The 20,505-nt window shown below is 57.0% G+C and carries 18 protein-coding genes and 2 tRNA genes; 11 read left to right on the top strand and 9 right to left on the bottom strand.

Annotation, left to right across the window (positions count from 1 at the left end):
• Positions 1-5 precede the first annotated feature (5 nt).
• Both ACYQ4W_RS10910 and ACYQ4W_RS10905 read right to left on the bottom strand, forming a co-directional pair.
• The gene (locus tag ACYQ4W_RS10910) at positions 6-1,415 is read right to left on the bottom strand and encodes a hypothetical protein (protein ID WP_459856370.1); all 1,410 of its coding nucleotides are present in this window, start codon (positions 1,413-1,415) and stop codon (positions 6-8) included.
• 340 nt (positions 1,416-1,755) lie between these two features.
• Positions 1,756-2,454, bottom strand: coding sequence for a FadR/GntR family transcriptional regulator (locus ACYQ4W_RS10905; protein WP_459856368.1), 699 nt, complete (start codon positions 2,452-2,454; stop codon positions 1,756-1,758).
• A 1,522-nt stretch (positions 2,455-3,976) separates the two neighbouring features.
• On the opposite strand from ACYQ4W_RS10905, the gene ACYQ4W_RS10900 reads away from it, so the two are divergent.
• Positions 3,977-4,606 (top strand): hypothetical protein, encoded by a 630-nt coding sequence (locus tag ACYQ4W_RS10900; RefSeq protein ID WP_459856366.1) that lies wholly within the window; start codon positions 3,977-3,979, stop codon positions 4,604-4,606.
• 432 nt (positions 4,607-5,038) lie between these two features.
• Positions 5,039-6,583 (top strand): P-loop ATPase, Sll1717 family, encoded by a 1,545-nt coding sequence (locus ACYQ4W_RS10895; RefSeq protein WP_459856364.1) that lies wholly within the window; start codon positions 5,039-5,041, stop codon positions 6,581-6,583.
• Positions 6,584-6,802: 219 nt separating this feature from the next.
• Here ACYQ4W_RS10895 and ACYQ4W_RS10890 read toward each other — a convergent pair whose 3' ends face one another.
• A complete protein-coding gene (locus ACYQ4W_RS10890) occupies positions 6,803-7,324 on the bottom strand; it encodes a hypothetical protein (protein WP_459856362.1) in 522 nt (173 codons plus the stop codon).
• Between the two features lie 549 nt (positions 7,325-7,873).
• Between ACYQ4W_RS10890 and ACYQ4W_RS10885 the strand changes: the two genes are divergently transcribed.
• On the top strand, positions 7,874-8,746 hold the full coding sequence (locus ACYQ4W_RS10885) for a hypothetical protein (RefSeq protein WP_459856359.1): 873 nt from the start codon (positions 7,874-7,876) through the stop codon (positions 8,744-8,746).
• Positions 8,747-8,765: 19 nt separating this feature from the next.
• Here ACYQ4W_RS10885 and ACYQ4W_RS10880 read toward each other — a convergent pair whose 3' ends face one another.
• Together ACYQ4W_RS10880 and ACYQ4W_RS10875 are read right to left on the bottom strand one after the other, a co-directional pair.
• Complete coding sequence (locus tag ACYQ4W_RS10880) at positions 8,766-9,881, bottom strand: DNA cytosine methyltransferase (protein WP_459856357.1); 1,116 nt, start codon at positions 9,879-9,881, stop codon at positions 8,766-8,768.
• A gap of 109 nt (positions 9,882-9,990) precedes the next feature.
• Entirely contained in the window at positions 9,991-10,665 is a 675-nt protein-coding gene (locus tag ACYQ4W_RS10875; RefSeq protein WP_459856354.1) for a recombinase family protein, read from the bottom strand.
• 311 nt (positions 10,666-10,976) lie between these two features.
• Here ACYQ4W_RS10875 and ACYQ4W_RS10870 point away from each other — a divergent pair, with 311 nt between their 5' ends.
• The 3 genes from ACYQ4W_RS10870 (at position 10,977) to ACYQ4W_RS10860 (ending at position 13,238) form a co-directional block, all read left to right on the top strand.
• A complete protein-coding gene (locus ACYQ4W_RS10870) occupies positions 10,977-11,375 on the top strand; it encodes a hypothetical protein (RefSeq protein WP_459856352.1) in 399 nt (132 codons plus the stop codon).
• Between the two features lie 122 nt (positions 11,376-11,497).
• Positions 11,498-11,908: a helix-turn-helix domain-containing protein gene (locus ACYQ4W_RS10865; RefSeq protein WP_459856350.1), complete on the top strand. Its 411-nt coding sequence runs from the start codon at positions 11,498-11,500 to the stop codon at positions 11,906-11,908.
• A 214-nt stretch (positions 11,909-12,122) separates the two neighbouring features.
• Positions 12,123-13,238, top strand: coding sequence for a tyrosine-type recombinase/integrase (locus ACYQ4W_RS10860; protein ID WP_459856348.1), 1,116 nt, complete (start codon positions 12,123-12,125; stop codon positions 13,236-13,238).
• Positions 13,239-13,263: 25 nt separating this feature from the next.
• On the opposite strand, the gene ACYQ4W_RS10855 is transcribed toward ACYQ4W_RS10860, so the two are convergent.
• The 4 genes from ACYQ4W_RS10855 to ACYQ4W_RS10840 form a co-directional block, all read right to left on the bottom strand.
• Positions 13,264-13,341, bottom strand: a tRNA-Glu gene (locus ACYQ4W_RS10855).
• A gap of 8 nt (positions 13,342-13,349) precedes the next feature.
• A tRNA-Gln gene (locus ACYQ4W_RS10850) sits at positions 13,350-13,423 on the bottom strand.
• 76 nt (positions 13,424-13,499) lie between these two features.
• On the bottom strand, positions 13,500-13,853 hold the full coding sequence (locus tag ACYQ4W_RS10845; protein WP_459856346.1) for a hypothetical protein: 354 nt from the start codon (positions 13,851-13,853) through the stop codon (positions 13,500-13,502).
• The gene (locus ACYQ4W_RS10840; protein WP_459856344.1) at positions 13,850-14,404 is read right to left on the bottom strand and encodes a DciA family protein; all 555 of its coding nucleotides are present in this window, start codon (positions 14,402-14,404) and stop codon (positions 13,850-13,852) included. Before ACYQ4W_RS10840 ends, ACYQ4W_RS10845 begins: the two co-directional genes overlap by 4 nt.
• Before the next feature lie 205 nt (positions 14,405-14,609).
• On the opposite strand from ACYQ4W_RS10840, the gene recA reads away from it, so the two are divergent.
• The 5 genes from recA (at position 14,610) to nudC (ending at position 20,401) form a co-directional block, all read left to right on the top strand.
• On the top strand, positions 14,610-15,686 hold the full coding sequence (gene recA, locus ACYQ4W_RS10835) for a recombinase RecA (RefSeq protein ID WP_459856342.1): 1,077 nt from the start codon (positions 14,610-14,612) through the stop codon (positions 15,684-15,686).
• A 54-nt stretch (positions 15,687-15,740) separates the two neighbouring features.
• Positions 15,741-18,383: an alanine--tRNA ligase gene (gene alaS / locus ACYQ4W_RS10830; RefSeq protein ID WP_459856340.1), complete on the top strand. Its 2,643-nt coding sequence runs from the start codon at positions 15,741-15,743 to the stop codon at positions 18,381-18,383.
• 119 nt (positions 18,384-18,502) lie between these two features.
• On the top strand, positions 18,503-18,931 hold the full coding sequence (rplM, locus tag ACYQ4W_RS10825) for a 50S ribosomal protein L13 (protein ID WP_459856337.1): 429 nt from the start codon (positions 18,503-18,505) through the stop codon (positions 18,929-18,931).
• 12 nt (positions 18,932-18,943) lie between these two features.
• Positions 18,944-19,333: a 30S ribosomal protein S9 gene (rpsI, locus tag ACYQ4W_RS10820; protein WP_459856335.1), complete on the top strand. Its 390-nt coding sequence runs from the start codon at positions 18,944-18,946 to the stop codon at positions 19,331-19,333.
• Positions 19,334-19,543: 210 nt separating this feature from the next.
• On the top strand, positions 19,544-20,401 hold the full coding sequence (gene nudC / locus ACYQ4W_RS10815) for an NAD(+) diphosphatase (protein WP_459856332.1): 858 nt from the start codon (positions 19,544-19,546) through the stop codon (positions 20,399-20,401).
• Positions 20,402-20,505 lie beyond the last annotated feature (104 nt).

The raw sequence follows: 20,505 nt of genomic DNA, 5'->3' as shown, positions 1-20,505 counted from the left end.
CTGGGCTACTTTATGATTTGCACGGTCTTGCCAATCCAGGGCAGGACATTGATGAGCAGGAAGTAGAACGCCACGCCGCAGGCCAGGCCCGCGGCCAGGCCGCCCGCCAGCGACGGGCTCCAGCGCACGTCGTGGGCCACCACTTCCTCCTTGTGGCCCGCCAGCTCGGCGGCGGTCTTGGGCACGGCCTTCCAGCCGGGCCAGCCGTCCATGAACCACACGTTGATGAGGAAGATGTTCACCAGCCAGATGGTGGGGATCATGGGGAACTGCTGGGGATGGGAGAAGCCCTTCTGCGTGCCCAGGAAGAGATGGGCCGTCTTGTAATAGACCACGTACAGGCACACGGCCAAAAGCCCGGTGATGACCGTGCGCAGGAAGACGTTCACCGGACGGCTGAACTTGGTGGGCCAGTTGCCCAGGTAGAAGTTGAGGAACAGCGTGGGCACCAGCCAGAAGATGGCCATTTCGCCCACGTGCAGCCAGCGCCAGTCGGGCGCCATGTCGCGGCGGGTGCCGCGCACGGTTTCGCCCCAGACCAGGTCCTGCGCATAATAGAGGAAGAAGCACAGGCACACGGCGATGGCGATGATGCCGAAGAACGACGCCGTGCGGCGCAGCCAGTCGGTCTTGATGAGGTTGAAGGGATAGCGCTCCCAAATGGTCTCGAACTGCCACACGATGACCGTGCAGCACATGATCCAGGCGATGTGGAAGTTGCCGGAGACCGTGTTGGCGAAGGCCTCCCAGTAGGGCGGGGTGATGGCCGTGTATTGCTGCCAGGGGTAGAAGAGAATGGCCATGTGCGAATGCATGGTCAGAAAGTACACGACCATGCTGAGGAAGAAGGTCACGATGGCGATGGTGATGCCGCGGGCCGGCTGCTTGAGCCCGCCCCAGGGCGCGTTCTCGCAGGCGACCACCCAGCTGGGCGAAAGCCAGGAGGCGATGGCCGCGAACATCATGATGGCCTCTGTCGCGTACTCCCAGGCGTAGAATCCGACGATGCCCATGGACTCCAGGCGGGCAGGGCTGAAGTAGGAGATGCCGAAGTTGCCGAGCAGCTCCATGAAGAAGCCCTTGATGAGCAGCAGCATGGCGGCCACGCTGAACAGCGTGAGCACCACGCCCTTGAGCGCCGGGTGCGCCCGGTCAAGCCAGGAGCGCTTGAAGGGCCAGAAGTCGAAGATATAGGCCACCCAGATGAGCAGAATGAGCATCCAGCGGCATATCATGTACCCGACATACGGCGTGTACAGCCGCAGAATGCCGCGCGGATCCTGGAAAATCCACCATGTGCTGTAAAACAACGCCGCGATGAACAGGCAATTTGCCAAGAGCGGCCAAGGCCCGCTCCAGCGCTTGACCAGCTTGCGGCTCTCCAGATAGGAAACCGTATCACCGTCCGTTCCCATGGGATGTCCTCCCTTGCGGCTGGCGGGCGCTACTGCGGGGATGCGACTTGCTGGGTCACCCCGGGTTGCGCGGTCTCCCCCCCGTTTGCTGGTTGCCGCCAGCTTTCGGGGGGAGGCCATCTTCACCCTGCCGCAACGTTAAAGTTGCACTCAGCGTCCGCCTCCCATTGTCTGCGGAGAAAAAACGCCATCAGGCCCCTGACCATATATCGCAAGGCACGCCGCCGCGGACCGTTGCCGCGCCGTCATGCCCGGTTCCCCTTGGGCTTGCGCCGTTTGCGCACCAGGAGCCGGGCGCGCAAGAAAAATCCTTTGTGCCGTCATGCCGCCTCCTTGTTTCTCAATGCCGGCTCCGCGCCATGGGCTTCGCGCACGCCCCTGCCTGCCACGTGGCGAAGCCGCGCAGAAAGGCGTTGATGCTGTTCGCCGCCTGGGCCGCGCTGCCCTCGGCGTCGCGGCTGCGTATGGCGTGCAGCAGTTCGATGTGCGCGGAAAAGAACGGCTGCAATGCTTCGCTGAGGGGAATGGGCGCGTTGGCGGAGGAGGGGGCCGGGGCCGCTTCCAGGGTGTCGATGAAGTCGAGCACGAGCGGATTGGCGCCCAGGGCGGCCAGCTCGCGGTAAAAGGCGGCAAGCCCGCGCCAGACGTTCAACAGGTTGTTGTCCACCAGGGCTTGGCCCATCTGCATGGTGCTGGCCTCCAACCGCGCCAGTTCGCCGTTGCCGCATTGCGCGCCGGTGGCGGCGGCCAGCGCAGGGGCCAGGAGGAAGAGGGCCTCCGCGGCGTTGTAAAGCGGCGTGGGGTCTTCCGGTTGGACTGGGCTTGCGGGGGCGCGCAAATACGCGCCGCTGCAAGGCCGGATTTCCACCAGACCCTGGGCGGCCAGCCCTGCCAGGGCCTCGCGCACCGTGTTGCGGCTCCAGCCCAGGCGGGCGGAGAGCCGCCGCTCGCTCGGCAGCCGCGCGCCGACTTGGAGGCCGAGGCTCAGCACCACGTTGAGTATCTTTTGTGAAGCGGGGTCGAGAATTCTGACTGGCATAATTGGACCAACCAATTTGTGCTGGTTCGTTGTTTTCTTGTCCCTTTGGAACCACTTTACTGGTTCCAGGGCGAAAAACAACGAAAATGTAGCAATATACGCCTAGTTTAGTGTGGTATATTGTGATTTAAAATCAGTGTATTATGAATTCATGTTCTGTGGTTGGACCAGAACGTGCGCGGCGTATGTGAAATATGTAACGGGTGGCCTGCGGCTTTGCTCCGTGGCTTATGCCCAAGATTGGGAATGGGCTTGCCTCAGAGTCCGGGCGAGGTCCGGGCGTGGTTGCTGACCATGCTGCATACGGCTGCCTGCGCTCGGAGCTGTTGCGGCTCACCTGGACGGGTGTCGACTTGGCGGCGCGCACGGTGCGCCTCGGCAGCCGCAAGAGGAAGGGAGGAGAGCTCCACTTTATGAAGGTGCCCATGACGGACGCGCTACACGACGGGCTCAAGACGCTCAAGGCCACGGCGCACAGCGTGTACGTGTTCTGCCAAGAGGATGGGCGGCCGTTCATCCGTCAGGCGCTCATGCGCAGGGTGTGCAAGCGGGCAGGGGTGCGTACCTTCAGCTTCCATTGCATTGGGCATCGGCGGCGGGCAGCCGCTGGTGCGCGTGACCTTGACGGGGGCGCAGTGGCCAGCAGGGCGGCGCGCATATGCCCCTGCGCTCTGACAGCCTCGTGGTGGTGGCGGCCCGGTCATCGGTGCGCCGGGCTCGTGTGGGGAAAATCTGTGGGGAAGCGCGCGGGCGGCACCAAAACAAAAAGGGCCTACGGCGAAACCGTAAGCCCTTAATTTGCACTGGCGTCCCCAAGGGGATTTGAACCCCTGTTAACGGCGTGAAAGGCCTCTTACGGTATGGTGAATGTGGCGCTAACTGGCGCAAACTGAGCCAAAAGACTGCAACGGGGTCAATGTAACAGGTTCCGAACGGGTTCCGGATTAGACGCTAGGCTATCCCTCAGAATCACAAACTATCATGCGGAAGCATGGTCAAGGTGAGGGATGCAAAAATGACTACGTCGAATGTTTGCAAGCGTGTTGCGCTGTCGATGAAGCCTAAGGCCAATGCTGCCTCTGCGATTGCCCTGCCACTGAGCTCACCTAGTAGTTATCTTCCCCTTTCTCCCTCGTCTACACTTACCCCCTCTAGACGGAGTATCCTAAGTGGAATGCCTCCCGGTCCTTCACCTCGGAAGCCCCGAAACAAGGTCAGGCTCTCCGCTTCATCCAAAGCACCGGGCTATCCGGCTTCCACTTTGGAAAAGTCCATTGACTTCGTTGTCCTCAACAACATTGGACCCGAGCACTTGGACGCGCTTTTCAATTTTCTCGGAGGAAACGGATTCAGAGTGAAATATGATTCGTTGGTCTCTGCCAAAGGTTGGAGTTTCGAGAGACAACGCCTTTACTGCGTTGGAAATGGTAGTGGGATTCTCGTTTACTATAATCCAACGACTCGCTTCAATCCAACCATCTGGCTTATGGTAAAGAAACCGACGCGTTGCCTCTTGGAACTATTGGACGATTTCTTCGATGGAATCGGAGTCACCCCTCGAATCCGCAAGCTTGAACTGAGCTTCGATTTTCACACCGCTGACCCTGGCAAGATGCATGAGTTTCTTGTGTCCCACCTTTACCTGCGGCATCAGCGGTCCAAGTCCAAGGTCTACAAAGGGACTTATTATACCAATGATCTTCGAGGCTCAGCGAATGGAATACGCTGCTATATCAAAACCGGAAAGTCGAAAAAACCATTTACCCGCTTCGAACTGCACCTAGCCAAGGGGCCGGTGCGTCAGTTGGGTCTAAAATGGCTGACCAATGACTTGGATACGTTCAAGTTGGATAAGCATTTTGCTTTTATGAAGTTGGATGAGGCGCACGCCGTTAGGACATTGGTAGGCCGATCTGCACCCATTACCAATCCAACGGCTACCCTGCGCGAGAAACTCAGGAGCAAGATGTGGCAACGGGCCGCTGAAAGCTGGGTCAGGATGGTCTACCCGGAGAGAGAAGGGCTCATGCGGCAGGTGGAGCAACTGAAGGATCGCGAGGGTGGCATCCTGAAGCATGAACGATATTTCCGGCTGATCCCGTTCAACGATGTGTTCTTCAATGCCGTGTCCAAGCTGAAGTTCCTGCCCTGACCTTACCGGGGGTAGAGAGTCTCCGGACAGCCGGGGCAGATGCGCTTTAGTTGCCGGTAGGAGTGCGGGAAACGGGCCTAGGACGTGCCGGAAAGACTCTGACAACCCTTACCCTGCCCCGGCCTCTCGGAAGTGATTCTGGCTGGAATATGACCTGAGGATATCTGGTCCCGTGCGCATCGCTGCCCGAGAAAAAAGAAATCTTGCGCCATTGGATATGATGTCCAAGGGCATCGCAGGGATCTAATCCTGGAAGATTAGTCAGCCCCCCATGGCTTGTATAGACGAACACTCATTGCGTCTTGTCCCCTAGGTGAATTCTACAGCGAAAGTTTTTTTGGGACCGACGCTCCGGCGTGCTTGTATCTAATTTCGTGTAGTGTTAATGGGCTTGAAATCCTAGGTTAGTTGAAAATTCAACGCGAGGTACTCATGCTCAAGCTCAAGGATATCTACGTAGGTGACACAGACGCAAAGAATGAACTCTTAATGATGACGCAAAGTGAAGTACAGAACTTTCACAATTCGTTTACAATTCCACCATCGTTGCGGATCGACGACTATATCAATGGGAGAAATTTCTATATAACTGGGTTAAAGGGAACAGGGAAAACTGCTCTTCTTAGATATATATCCTTAGAGGCTAAACGGAGTGGAGTGACATCAAAGTTCGTTTTATTTAAATCTGACATTAAAGAAGGAGATAAAGAGAATCTAAAGCGGTCATGCGACACAATCGTCGTCAATGAAGGCGGTAGCATAAAGTACCAAGACGATTTTGAAAAAGTTTGGATAATTTTCTTGCATAAAGTAATAGTGAATCATATTCGAGACAATCAATTAGACATATTCCAAAATGATGATGCCTGGAAGAAGTACTCAGCATTAGTTATTGGAGCCGATTATGGAAACAAAGCACTTGGTATTCTCGAATATTTCCCTAGAATAAAGAATGGAATGCTTAAATTTAAATTTGGAGATGCGCCAATACCGAATATTGACATAGAATTTGAAGACAAAGATAAATCAAAGGTCAAGTTGACAACCTTAACTAATGCCATAATGCATTACTTCGGAGAATTACAACCAAGCAATAAAAAGATGTACGTTTTAGTTGACGAACTTGAGTTAAATCTTGGCAGTGCGACACAATACAAGAGAGACATTTACTTAATTCGTGATCTTGTCGTTGCAGTAGAACACATTAACAGAGCTATGGCGCTCGTAAAGTTTCCAGTAAAAGTCTGTTGTGCGATCAGAAAGGAGGTCGTTACTGCAATAGAGGCCTCTGGAAAAGAAATCGCGAAGCCCATTGAAGATTTTGGAATTGAGATAGTTTGGACATTCCCCGTCGGCAGAGATGAGGCAATTTATCACCCATTGATTTCTTTGCTCGCAAAAAAAATTTATGTATCTGAGCGTATTAACGGAAATGATTGTGAATTTAATGTTACTGAAATAATAAAAAAATATTTTCCTACAGAAATATACTCATATACAATCGCAGAATATTTGCTACATAGAACATGGTTTCGGCCAAGAGACTTTTCTAGAATGCTCAAACTAATAATTACACAATTTGGTGAGTCGACTTCTGGCTTTCAACAAATACACTTTGAGCAGACTCAAAAAAACTACGCAACAGCAAGTTGGGTTGAGGTCGCAGAAGAACTTTCCGCAAAATACGACAAAGATGCTATCCGTTGTGTTGAAGACATCTTTACTGGAATCTCTAAAGTTTTTAAGTTTGATGACATTACTGAAATGGTAAAGAAGAAAAAACGATTCAACGCCCGGTTAACTGATTTTGAGTCTGATCAAAAGTTGGCTGAATTGGTAAACGATCTTTTTACGATAGGTTTCATTGGAAACATTAAACCAACCCGTTTTCGATTCCGGGGTGATCCTCGCATTGACTTTGATAGCGAGATGCAGGTTCACCGCGCCTTGTGGCCATATTTTTCCATTTCTTGGTAGCTCGACGCTGAAACCTAAATTGTCCACGAAACCGTGCCTTGTTCGATTCGCATGGTCCTTATGCGCCCTGGGGGAGTCCGAGACGTAATAGAATCGGCGGCTAGCGGTGCCAGAGGGAGGCTAGGGCGTGTCGAAATGACTCTGACAGCCTTTACCCTGCCCCGGCTCCTCGAAAGCGATTCTGGCTGAAAAACGTCTATTGCCTGGGAGAAGATGTACTCAAGTCGAACCCTCACCCGCCGCGTTTTTCCTGATTTTGGAGAAGTCAGTCGCCACGTACTCTAGGAACTGTGGTTTAGTGTGCTCCGTCAGAATACCTGTCGCTGGGTCCTTCCGCTTCCCATTAAACCATATGGAGCGAAGGCCAGCATTTTTTCCTCGCTTGTTCTCGTACGAGTTACTTATGAACTCCGAGGATGACATGATCCACATCGTATCCATCCGCTCTGAGTAGAAAACAAACCAATACTCTACGCGTTCTTTCGGGTGAGGAATTGCAGAAAAGAGGGCAGCATCCCCTGGTATCACTGCGCTTGAACGGGCCTTGATTTGAACTAGAGCGATGGACCCATCAGTTCGCCGAACAATAGCATCCACGGCGTGGTCATCCACGAGTGGCACATAGACGTCCATTCCCTCTTTGAGCATCCGCCCTATGACCCAGTATTCGATCCGCTTCCCGAAACCTGATGAGTGACGAAATGATGCCTTTGGCTTCGTGGCCTCTGATTGCACAGCCATCAAGACCTCCCTCTGTGTGGTGCAAATCTGCTGCGGTTACCATGTCATTCGATGTTTGCTCTTTTGCGAACACAGACGCAAGGGTCCACCTTTCAGACCACAAACGGCTCAGGGGGGGCAGGGCAGGGAGGGCAAACCGAAAGCCGCTGCGGGTGCCAGCGGGTAGCCTGGGACGTTCGGGAAGGTCTTTGATAGCCTTTACCCTGTCCCGATGTCTCAAAGCAATCCCGGCTCGAAACAGCCCGGGCAAGCAAAGGTGGCCGCATGGACCGTGGGCAGCTGAAACATCGTTGCATATGTGCTTTCCCGACTAATTCAAGGAAATGGCACGAGCAGGTAAGGCCCGATCCTACGGTGGGGCGTCAGCCTCAGAAAGGAACTTGGCGACTGTGAATCCTGCACGCCGTCCCGCGCCAGGCCTCCTATATTTACCTGATAAAGCACATTGCAATGGCTGGGGATGCAAGTTAATGGTCAATTGTGTGCCTGCTAAGAATATCCAGACATGGCTGGTATCTGGCAAATTCAGGCACGCCAAGGGACCACTAAATGCCAACCCCGCTGCAAGCACACGCCGCACGAATCAACTCCAAATATCTAAATTCAATGAACACCGCCCCACAAGACTCCGTCCTCTCGCGGGTCAGGGATATTTGGTGGCCGTCCTTTATCCAAGCATACGAGGCAACGGGGGTTGTGTCGCTAGACCGCCTCGATATGTTCATGGATCAAAGCCGAACAATGCTTAACGACATGGCTCATGCATATGCCCGTGATGAAATCCCTACTGGAGAGGGGGCGAAATTCTTACAACTGGTCAACCAATTTCTTAAGTCGAATACAGGAAAGATGTTTGAGCGGTTTGTAGGACTGACAATCGCACATCATCTTAAAATTACAGAGTCAAATTATTGTATTTGGCCATTCAGGAATGACATGTACAGAGTTGACAAAAGACTACAAAAAGAAAAATTTTCAGTTTCAATAGTCCTTGGCGGAATAAAATATTCAACACCGATAGACGCTGACCTAATTATTTTCTCACCTGAGCAAGATGACAAACATATTTTCATGGTTTCGATCAAGTCAACCCTAAAAGACAGATTTCACAATGTTCCTTTTTGGAATTTACTTAGGGTTGCATCAACAGCAACAGAGATCACCCATATCACAACGGATCATGGCGCCTTCATTGATAGCGTCAAGTACATATCAATATGTACAGACTTGGCGGAGCAGCAGCCAGACTTTGCTGCAGACGGAGGTCCCAGAAACCTTCTTTGCTTTGATGCGTCATTGCTTGACGGAGCGTTCGTAACCGCGAGTCGTGCACGAGGAGTTACGCATAGCGATAATTGCCTTGGAAGTACTAGAGACGCGCCCTTTCACCGGCTCAGTTCATTTATGTCACAAATTAGCTAGCCGTGCGTCAAGGGAACAGCTACAGCTTGGAAAGAATGTGCTCACCTATTGCCTGAGCAAGCAGCGGGGGGACGGCATTCCCAACCTGTTGACTCTGGGCACAATACCCCAGCCGCCGCATTTGGTTGCCTGTAGTTCTTTGCCCAAGGAACTCATACCGGTCGGGGAAGGACTGAATCCTTGCGAGTTCTCTGATTGTGGGAATCCTATGCAGAGTAGGATGCAAAAAATCCGTAGGCTCTGTTGTGATTGTCCGCGCCAATCCATCCAACGGCCATCGTTGCATGCCTTGCTTTTTCTTACGGAACTCAGGCGCAATATCTAGCGCTGTCCCCCCAGGCGGAACTAGTGAATAGTATTGGATCGTGTCTGGCTTGTGTTTGCTTGCCTGATGGTTGAAGAGTTCTGTCGCACCTTGCCTCATCAGCTTCTGGTAATTATTAACAGGCGGCCCGTTGAAAGATGTGGCGACTTCACCTTGATCGATTTGCGGTAGGTCGCTCAAAGCGTCCCAGCATGTTGTAAATGATTTGTTGCACGTTGCATCTAGCCGAAGCTGTGAACTTTTCTCGGTATGTGTGGGGCTAGGGAAGCCTGGATGTTTTCCATCTCGCACGCCAATCACAATGAGTCTTCTACGCATCTGGGGTACGCCATAGTGGCTTGCATAAAGTATTTTATGTCTTGTATTGTAGTTTAGATCATTTAGCATTTCAAGAACATGCGCAAACAATGCCCCATTATGCAATGTCACAAGTCCTGTGACGTTTTCTAGAATAAAGGCTTTTGGCCTTGCCTCTGAAATGATCCTTATAAACTCGCCTATGAGTGTATTCCTTGGGTCCGTCTTGTCTTTTAGGCCAGCAGTAGAGAACCCCTGGCATGGGGGACCACCTGCAATAAGATCGATTTCACCCGGCCTGTAATCCGAGCCAGAAAATGCTATTAAATCCGAGAAGGTTAGCTTCGAGGCATCCCCCTGAAGGACTGGAATGTCCGGAAAATTTCGCTTTAAAGTCTTGCACGGGTCAGGGTGGATCTCGCTCGCAACAAGCGTTCTAAATCCCGCTTGTTCAAGCCCCAGCATCATTCCGCCAGCACCAGCAAACAACTCAATACAAACTCGGCTACTCATGCGTACTTTGTCTCCAGCTATTTCGATTTCACTGAAACAGGTTACCTGCTTTGCTCTTGTCGGGCAACCAAGCATTGCCCGCCTATCCCTGATGATTGCTGACAGCGAGTTAGAGCTTTTGGGTGCGCAGCAATCCCTCTACACCGGAGCGACTAAAAGCCCTTCCCGTCAGAGTCATCCACCCCGCCAAATTCAGGCTTGTCGCAATCTGCTCATAGCTCATCGCCTTACACCCTGGCTTTTTGCGACGGAGCCGCTTCACCTCGCGGATGATCGCACGCCCTTCTTCGGTGTCGGCATAGCCCTTCCGGCCCTCACACTTGCCCGTTCTTGCTCTCTTGCGCTCTCTGGCCACTTTGAGCTTCAGGACAAGCATCGCCTTGTCGTACTCGGCAATCGCCCCTAGGACTTGCCTCACAAGCTTTCTAGTGGGGTTCCCTTCGAGGAGGTCTGAGCCCTCGGCTGCGGAGACAAAACTGATTCCCCGCTGTTGGAAATCACCGAGGATGACCTCTTGTACCATGAGGTCACGGGCAAGCCGGTCCAGGCGCTCAACGATAACAGTCTTGACCCCGTGACCATTCTCCTCAAGGTCAACCAGCATCCTTGCCAAGGCTGGACGGTCCTCTTTGGTCCCTGACACGCCCTCTTCCTGAAAGTACTGGACGACTTCAAGACCAGATGCGACTGCACAAGCCTCGATAGCCTGACGCTGACGATCAAATCCATCTCCATCAACCTGCCCCTTACCGCTCACCCTAATGTATCCGTATGCCTGTTGCATGACACCCTCCTGAAAGAGTCCTCTCATTGCAACAGAGATATACGCCTATCTGATAAAAGTAAAGTGCCATTCTAGAGAATGCCTCTCGAAAATATGCCACTAATGCTTAAGACTCAACGGCTCCGGGGGGGTTTTTACTTCTTGTCATTTGAGGGTGGGTGGATACCCCCTTTCCCGCTACGGAGAAGCATCCTGTCGGAGGTGCCGGGGGTGCGAGCAACGGGAGTGGAAATTTGCAGAAAAAAGTTCTGAAACGAACTTGACAAAGACAACATGTGGTCATACCATCAACTCAAACAGGAGGTGATCCCATGACCCTTGACGGCTATCTACTCGATCAAATGCTATCGAGCCTGGATGCAACCTTCGACCAACCGAAGGTGTCTCACCCGCTCCTCATGGCGCTTTGTCGCTTTGGGATGACGCGCGCTGATATTGCCAGTGCGATTGGTACTAGCCCTCGTCAGGTCAAGAGGTGGCAAGAGGGCTCAATAGGTATTGCAGAAGATGTGGAGGTTGAGCTTTGCGGCTTGTTGGCTTTGTGCCAGAAATGCGCACGCATCAAGGTTGGGCGTTTGAAGCGTTCAGTCCAAGCACTTGAGGAAGACCCGTTTCAGCGGTCGTTTGAAGAGCAAACTGTCGCTGAGTTGGAATTGGCAATAGCTTTTGCTGACCATGCAATTTCGGAAATACTCGTAGAATTTGTGTGAGAAGCAACTGAGGAGTGAGAACGAGGCGTCGCTAGTCTTTGTATTTTAATGTGCAATTCAAGCATGTTGGGTAGACGGGCTTTGCCGTAGCAGGTAGTATCCATCAAGGTACAGGAGGGACCATGGAGTTAACAGAACAGGCAAAAGACAAAATTTCTAAGTGTGTGTGGCTAAAATTTTACCCTCGGGCTGAGCGCCATCCATTGATAAAGGCGCTTGAAAAGCTTGGAACACCGCACAAAGAAATTGCAGATGCGCTCGGTATCTCGAAACAGGCGCTGAATTATTATCTGGCAGGAGAAAGGCCCCTCCCACGAAAGCATTTTCGTCGGTTGAGCCTTCTACTTGTGATTTGTATTCACTCTGCAAGGCAAGTCCTGGCTGCCATGGAGCGGAACAACAACGAGGAAGCATTGGGACCGAACTCGCGGAAAGCAACGGATAGCGAAGTGGCAGAGCTCCAGTTGGTAATCCAGGAAACTGGTGCGCTCTTGGAGAAATTCAACCCGCTCACTATCAATTTCCTTGAGTAAGAAGCTCGCAATAGAAAATGAGTTGGCGGTGTGGCGGAACTGGTTATGGACACGCAATATCACGAACAGCTTGGGAAGCCCATGACGGCCAAGGAGGTGGCGGTCATGACGGGATTCTCTGCGAACACAATTCGCAAGAATAGCTATTATTTTAGGCCGATCAAATTTGACGGAAAGACCGTCTACTATGAACGCCACGTTCTGGAGGGAGTGCATGGCTTACAAGATAAATTCGCACGGGAAAGTGCGATGGCGCGGGAAAAGGCAGATCAACGGAGTCGTGTACCAAGGAAACTTTCCTACAAAACGAGAAGCTGAGGCCTGGGAAGCAGAGATGAGAGCATCGGGGACGCAGTTCCTGACCGTTCGGGAAATCCCGACAGTCGCCGCTTGGATAGACGCGACACTTGACGCAGCGAAAAGAAGTGGTCGAGCGGTGTCCACTATGAAGGAAAAGGATTTCGCATTCAAGATGTTGCGAACTGTTATCGATCCAATGGCACCCGTAACGGATATCGACGCAAAAGTTGCGCTCAATTGCCTGCTCAAGCGTAAGGAAAAGTCTGGAGCAAAGGCTGCCAATAAGGATCGCAAGAACTTAGCCGCAGCTTGGAAGTGGGGCATCCCATTTTTCGACTTGCCGGAGAAGAATCCTTTTAAGGTTGTAGCCAGGTTCGGTGAGGATCAGCCTAAGAGATACGTCCCGCCTGTCGAAGACTTCTGGAAGCTCTACGATGCTGCGGAAACGCATCAGGACCGGACCATGCTTATCGCTTACCATAGCGTCGCTGCAAGGAAAAGTGAGTTGTTCCGGCTTCGATGGGAAGACATAGATTTTGAGAACGGGTTGATTCGGCTCTTTACGCGCAAGCGCCTAGGGGGTGGAATGGCGTACGAGTGGCTCAGTATGACTGATCAACTCTCGTGGCACTTGGCTGAGCAGAAAAGACAGGCCTTGCACCCTGAATTCGCCTTTATCTGCCCGCAGACGTTGGAGCCTTACGACGCTCGCAACAAATGGATGAAGACATTGTGCGAGAAGGCAGGAGTGAAGCATTTTGGGCTCCACGCTATTCGCCATCTCGCCGCAACTCTTATGGACCACGCGAGGGTACCAATGGCAGACATTCAGCAAACCTTACGCCACAAGAGCCCTAACACCACTGGCAGGTACGTGCATAGCCTACAAGGCAGCAAGGTGAAGCTCGATGCCGTGTTTGAAAGGCCCACTCAAAGTGTCACGCAAGGCAAAAGCAAGACCCCCGAAGCATTGTGCTTCGAGGGCCTAACAGGTTCCGCTAACGGGTTCCGTAATGCGGTTCCGGAATGAACACCTCGGAAGGTGTTGATAGCACTGGCGTCCCCAAGGGGATTTGAACCCCTGTTAACGGCGTGAAAGGCCGTCGTCCTGGACCAGGCTAGACGATGGGGACATTTGAAGTGGCTGGGGGACGAGGAATCGAACCTCGATTGGCGGAGCCAGAACCCGCAGTATTGCCTTTATACGATCCCCCAGCACGTTGCGAGGAGCACCAATTACTGGCTTCCGGGTGATCTTGTCAACCGGAATTTGCGCTCCGTGCCGAAAAAACTAAAGCGCCCGGGCCAAGCGGCGGGTGCGCTTCTTCAGCTTGTTGATCTTGCGGCGGATCTGGGTGCGGTCCTGGCGGGCTTCAACGGTGCCCTTGGACACGCGCATCTCGCGGATCTGCTTCTTCAGGGTGAAGATCTGGTCCTTGTAGGGGGAGATGCCGCCCTCTTCGTCGACGATGCCGAAGACTTCCTTGACGGCCTTGACCAGGTCGTCCTTCTGCATGCCGCTGGCGCCGACAATGGAGGGAATCTTCGCCACGATCAACGCGCGCAGTTCCTTGGCGGTCATTTTGTCCAGGGGCTTGGTCAGTCCCAGGCTCTCAAAGGTGATCTCGGTAATTTCCTGGCTCATTTTCCACTCCTTGACGCCCCGGTGGGGCGAGTATTCGCGACATTGCCCGCGTCGCGCGCGGACTGCTCCGAAAAATACCGCACATAGGTCATGTAACAGTGGCCCACAGCGGTGCTGGGATCGATCTTGTCAATCAACCCACCGAGATTGCTCGGCTTCTTTGGCGGCGTCCGCACCGACGACTGTTCGGCCAGACTTTGCAGCCCCAAAGGAACTCTGCCGTCTAGCAGTTCGAACCGCACTTTGTCAAAGACTAACTCGCCAAAAAATGCGTTTATGCGCTCCAAAAGTTCGGGAACGTAGTAGGTGAGCTGCTGCGCGGCGATGGAGTCGTGGGTGAACAGCAGCAGGGTGCCGTCCTTGTGCCCCAGGGGCCGGGCCAGTTCCGCCACATCCGCGCCGACGACATTCTCCCACTCGCGCCACAAGCGCACCAGCTTGAGCCCGCCCTTTTTGTCGAAGCGCGCCACGGCGTGCAGCAAAAGGTCCGAGCCGAGCTTGCGGTGGCGCGACTCGCGCCCCGGGTGCTGCATGCGGCGCCTGGCCCTCATGGCCTGCACCGGCGAAAAGTTGAAAGGCGACCACAAGGCATCATAGGGGCCTCGTACCCCCGAACGTCGCCGCGCGCAAGGCCCCCCTCCCGCCCGCAGCCTGTCCTTCCGGCCGGGAGGGCATCAATTAAGTAGGTTGCCGCCGGGCCGGGGTTCTGGTAACGCTCCTTCGTTGCGTCCAAACAGACACCCCGGAGGATCACCCATGGCCAAAAAGCCCACCGCCAGTCCTGAAGAACTGCGCCAGGAAGCCCTGTCCACGGCGCTCACCACCATTGAGCGCAAGTTCGGCAAGGGAGCCATCATGCGCATGGACGACGGCGCCGCGTTGACCGCCATTCCGGTGATTCCCACCGGCTCCATCGGGCTCGACATCGCCCTGGGCGTGGGCGGCATCCCTAAAGGCCGCGTGACCGAAATTTACGGGCCGGAGTCCTCGGGCAAGACCACCCTGACCCTGCACCTTGTGGCCGAGTGCCAGAAGCGCGGCGGCACGGCGGCCTTCATCGACGCCGAGCACGCGCTGGATGTGGGCTACGCCCGCCGCCTGGGCGTCAAGACCGAGGAGCTGCTCATCAGCCAGCCGGACTTCGGCGAGCAGGCCCTTGAGATCGCCGACCTGCTCGTGCGCTCCAACGCCGTGGACCTCGTGGTCATCGACTCCGTGGCTGCGCTCATTCCCCAGGCCGAACTCGAGGGCCAGATGGGCGAGACCCAGGTGGGCGGCCAGGCCCGGCTCATGAGCCACGCCCTGCGCAAGCTCACCGGCACCATCCACAAGTCCCGCGCGGTGGTCGTGTTCATCAACCAGATCCGCATGAAGATCGGCATGACCGGCTACGGCAGCCCGGAAACCACCACCGGCGGCAACGCGCTCAAGTTCTACGCCTCCATCCGCATCGACATCCGCCGCATCCAGAGTCTGAAGGACAAGGAAGAGGCCTACGGCAACCGCACGCGCATCAAGGTCGTGAAGAACAAGGTCGCGCCGCCCTTCCGCGAGGCCCTCATCGACATCCTGTACGGCACGGGCATGAGCCGCGAGGGCGAGCTCATCGACCTGGGCATCGAGAACAAGATCATCGAGCAGTCCGGCTCCTGGTTCGCCTTCGGCTCCGAGCGCCTGGGCCAGGGCAAGGAGAACGTCCGCGCGCTTCTGATCGAGAACGCCGAGCTGCGCCAGAAGATCGAGGACAAGCTCCTCGAGCACCTGGGCGTCACCCCGCCCGCGTTCATTCCGGCCGCGGCCGAGCCCCCCGCGGAGATTGAAGACGAGATGTAACTGCGGCCGCACGCCGGCACGCGCCCTATATAATCTGTTGGAGAGAAACGTCTGATGAACGCCGCAGAAATCCGCTCACGCTTTTTGAAGTATTACGAGAAAAACGGCCACACCGTGGTCGAAAGCTCCACCCTGGTGCCCAAGGACGACCCCAGCCTGCTGTTCACCAACGCGGGCATGGTGCAGTTCAAAAAGGTCTTTCTGGGACAGGAGAAACGCCCCTACGTGCGCGCCACCACCTCGCAGAAGTGCCTGCGCGTGGGCGGCAAGCACAACGACCTGGAGAACGTGGGCCGCACCGCGCGCCACCACACCTTCTTCGAGATGCTGGGCAACTTCTCCTTCGGCGACTACTTCAAGGCCGACGCCATCAAGTTCGCCTGGAGCTTCATCACCGAGGAACTGAAACTGCCCAAGGACAAGCTCTACGTCTCCATCTACAAGGACGACGACGAGGCGGGCGAGCTGTGGCAAAAGGTTGCGGGCGTCACCCCGGACCGCATTTTCCGCCTGGGCGAGAAGGACAACTTCTGGTCTATGGGCGACACCGGCCCCTGCGGCCCCTGCTCCGAAATCTACGTGGACCAGGGCGCGGACATGGCCTGCGGCCCGGATTGCGGCATAGGCAAATGCGACTGCGACCGCTACCTTGAAATCTGGAACCTGGTGTTCATGCAGTACGACCAGGCCGCCGACGGCACGCGCACCGCGCTGCCCCGGCCCAGCATCGACACCGGCATGGGGCTTGAGCGCATTGCCGCCGTGGTGCAGGGCAAGCGCTCCAACTTCGAGTCCGACATCTTCCGCGCCCTCATCGACTACGTGGCCGAGAAGGCCAAGGTCAAATACCACGCGGACAAGGACGTGGACACCGCGCTGCAGGTCATTGCCGACCACAGCCGCTCCATCGCCTTCCTCATCACCGACCAGATCCTGCCCTCGAACGAGGGCCGCGGCTACGTGCTGCGGCGCCTCATCCGCCGGGCCTTCCGCTTCGGCCGGCTCATCGGGCTCATCGACCCCTTCCTGCACGAGACCGCCCGCCAGGTGGTTTCGCACATGCACGACGCCTACCCGGAGCTCTTGAGCAACCAGGAGTTCATGGCCCGCGTCATCCGCGAGGAAGAGGAACGCTTCTCCCAGACCCTGGACAAGGGCCTGGTGATTCTTGAGGAGGAGCTGGCCCGGCTCAAGGCCGCGAACGAGAACCGCATCAGCGGCGAATTCGCCTTCAAGCTGTACGACACCTTCGGCTTCCCCCTCGACATCGTCAACGACGTGGCCGAGAAGCTCGGCGTCAGCGTGGACGAGCCCGGCTTCATGGCCTGCATGAAGGAGCAGAAGGTCCGCGCCAAGAGCGCCTGGAAGGGCTCCGGCGAGAAGGACGTGGCGAGCATGTTCCAGGGCTTGCTGGAGTCGGGCGTCAAGACCCGCTTCACCGGCAGCACCGAGCTTGAGGCCGAGGGCCGCATCGTGGCCCTGCTGAACGCCGAGGGCGAGAGCGCCGAGACCCTGGTGCAGGGGCAGGGCGGCTGGCTCGTGGCCGCGGCCACGCCGTTCTACGGCGAGTGCGGCGGTCAGGAGGGCGACCTGGGCGACGTGCACACCGCCACCGGCGGCGCGGACGTGCTGGAGACCCTGAAACCGGCCGGGCACCTCACCGTGCACAAGGTCTTCGTCAACGAGGGCGACCTGGGCGTGGGCCAGACGGCCACCCTGACCGTCAACGGCCGCGCGCGCATGGCCAGCTCGCGCAACCATACCGCAACGCATCTTCTGCACGCGGCCCTGCGCCAGGTGCTGGGCGACCACGTGAAGCAGTCCGGCTCCCTGGTGGGACCGGAGCGCCTGCGCTTCGACTTCACGCACATCGCGCCCATGACCCCGGCGGAGATCGCCCGCGTGGAGCAGATCGTGAACCGCGCCATTCTGGACGACATTCCGGTGGGCCGCGAGCTGGTGACCCAGAAGGAGGCCGTAGCGCGCGGCGCCATGGCCCTGTTCGGCGAAAAATACGGCGAGACCGTGTGCCTGGTCGAAGTTCCCGGCGTGAGCATGGAGCTTTGCGGCGGCACCCACCTGACGCGCACCGGCCAGGCCGGCAGCTTCGTCATCCTGTCCGAGACGGGCGTCGCCGCGGGCATCCGCCGCATCGAGGCGGCCACCGGCTGGAACACCCTCAATCAGCTGCAGACCCTGCGCCAGGAAATGGCCGAGGTTCAGGCCGTGCTCAAGGCCCGGCCCGAGGAGGCCGCCGCGCGCGCCAAGGCCATGGCCGCCCAGGTCAAGGCCCTGCAGAAGGACGTGGAGCGCCTGCAGACCAAGCTCGCCAGCGGCGAGGGCGGGGCGCGCATGGCCGAGGTCGAGGAGATCGCGGGCGTCAAGGTCCTGGCCGTCAAGGCCGAGGCCGCGAGCATCAAGAGCCTGCGCGAGCAGATGGACGCGCTGAAAAGCAAGCTGACCTCCGGTGTGGCCATGCTGGCCGCGCCCACGGACGACGGCAAGGTCACCGTGCTGATTTACGTGAGCAAGGACCTGCACGGCAAGTTCACCGCGCCCTCGCTCATCAAGGACGTGGCCGCGCTTGTGGGCGGCAGCGGCGGCGGCCGGCCCGACATGGCCCAAGCCGGCGGCACCGACGTGGAAGGAATCGACAAGGCCATCGCCAAGCTCAAGGAGCTGGTGGCCCAGGCATAGCAGACGTTCGCCCGGTTTTGCGGGGGTGGCCCGCACAAAAAGACGGCGATTTTTGGTTGACAGGCTTATTTAAAGCCAGTAAGAGCCCTGTTTCCAGTTTGGATGAAGGAGCAGCCCTAATGAATACGTACAGCCCGGTCCCCGCGGACCTGAAGCACGAATGGTTCGTGGTCGATGCCACGGACATGGTGCTTGGCCGCCTGGCCACCGCCATTTCGCATCGCCTGCGCGGCAAGCACAAGCCCGGTTTCGCCCCCCACATGGATGGCGGCGACTTCATCGTCGTGGTCAACGCCACGAAGATCAAGGTCACGGGCGACAAGCTGAACAAGAAGATGTACTACAAGCACACCTTGTACCCCGGCGGCATCAAGAGCCGCACCCTCAAGGAAATGCTTGAGAAGAACCCCGAGCTGGTGATCATCCAGGCTGTGCGCGGCATGCTGCCGAAGAACCGCCTGGCGCGTCAGATCATCAAGAAGCTCAAGGTGTTCCCTGGTCCTGAACACACCCATGCCGCCCAGAAGCCTCAGGCTCTGGTCCTGTAAGGAGCACGATCCATGCTCGAATTCAACTACGGTACCGGCAAGCGTAAGAACGCCGTCGCCCGCACCCGCCTTTACCAGGGCACCGGTCAGATCCTCATCAACGAGCGCCCCTACGAGGAATACTTTCCTCGCAAGACCTTGCAGATGATCGTGCAGCAGGCCCTCAAGCTGACCAAGAACGCCGACAAGTTCGACATCAAGGTCAACGTCGCCGGCGGCGGCGTGGCTGGTCAGGCTCAGGCTGTCCGTCACGGCATCTCCCGCGCGCTTCTGCTGGTCGATCCCGAGCTGCGCGGCACCCTGAAGCGCGCCGGTTTCCTGACCCGCGACGCCCGCAAGAAGGAACGCAAGAAGTACGGCCAGAAGGGCGCCCGCGCTCGCTTCCAGTACTCGAAGCGTTAAGCCGAACAGGCTTCCCGCCTTCCCACTTGCCCATCCGGGCCGGCACCTCACAAGGGTGTCGGCCCTTTTGTGTTTGCGCCGCATGGCGCGGCCGGATCGGGCCCCGCGCGTCATTGGTCTCACACGCCGCCGCGTAGCGGGGGCCGCCCTGGGAGGATACTCGTGAACATGTCCCAATGCCCCGCGTTCAGTCAAAGCCCACTGGACAGAATGGACGAGCTGCGCCCCACTATCGGCGCACATCTGCTCTCCGGCCCGGATTGCCGGAACCGCTTTCTGCTGCTTGCCGAGGCAGGCGTTGTGCGCCGCCGGGGCGGGGAGCGCTTCCTGTTCACGGAGTCGGAGCTGGGGGCGATTGCCCATGACCGAGGGCTGGCGGTGTTTCTGGGCGGCTCCGGTCAGGAACTGTATTTCGCGCTGCCCGTTGGGGAGCCGGGGCCGGGGTTCGAGACCCTGGACCTGCGGCTGTTGGTGAACCAGAACCTTGTGCCGGACCAGGAGCTGGGCATGCTGGCCCAGGCCAACAGCGTTCTTGGCTGGCACGGGACGCACGGCTTCTGCGGTCGGTGCGGGGCAGAAACGGCCATGGCCTATGGCGGGTGGCGCAGGGAATGCCCGGCATGCGGCGCGCAGCATTTTCCCCGAGTCGACCCGGTGGTCATCATGCTGGTGACCCACGGGGAGCAGTGTCTTTTGGGCTGCGGGCGCGACTTCGCCTCGCGTCGTATGTACGCGTGTCTGGCCGGGTTCATGGAGCCGGGGGAGACCATCGAGGCGGCGGCGCGCCGGGAGTTGTCCGAGGAGGCCGGGCTTGCCGTGCGCAGCGTGGCCTACATGTTCTCGCAGCCCTGGCCCTATCCCTCAAGCCTCATGATCGGCCTGCGCGTGGAGGCCGAGAACATGGACGTGCGCATGGACGAGAAGGAGCTGGTGGGCCTGATGTGGGTGTCGCGGAGCGAGGTGCGGGCCGTGCTGGAAGGTGCGGAGGACCGCGGCTTTCTTCTGCCTTCGCGCGTCGCCATTGCGCGCGATCTGCTCCTGGCCTGGGCCTACGCCCCAGAATCCTAGCGCTCCGGCGCGGCCGTTTTTCCCAGCCCAAGCAGGCGCCGCCGGATGTGCGCGCCGTGCCCTGGCGTCGTTCCGCCCGAAGGGCAATCTCGCGGCGCACCCCG

Source organism: Humidesulfovibrio idahonensis (assembly GCF_054657715.1).
The sequence above is the reverse complement of the archived record's forward strand: the minus strand, read 5'-3'. Positions and strand labels throughout refer to the sequence as shown.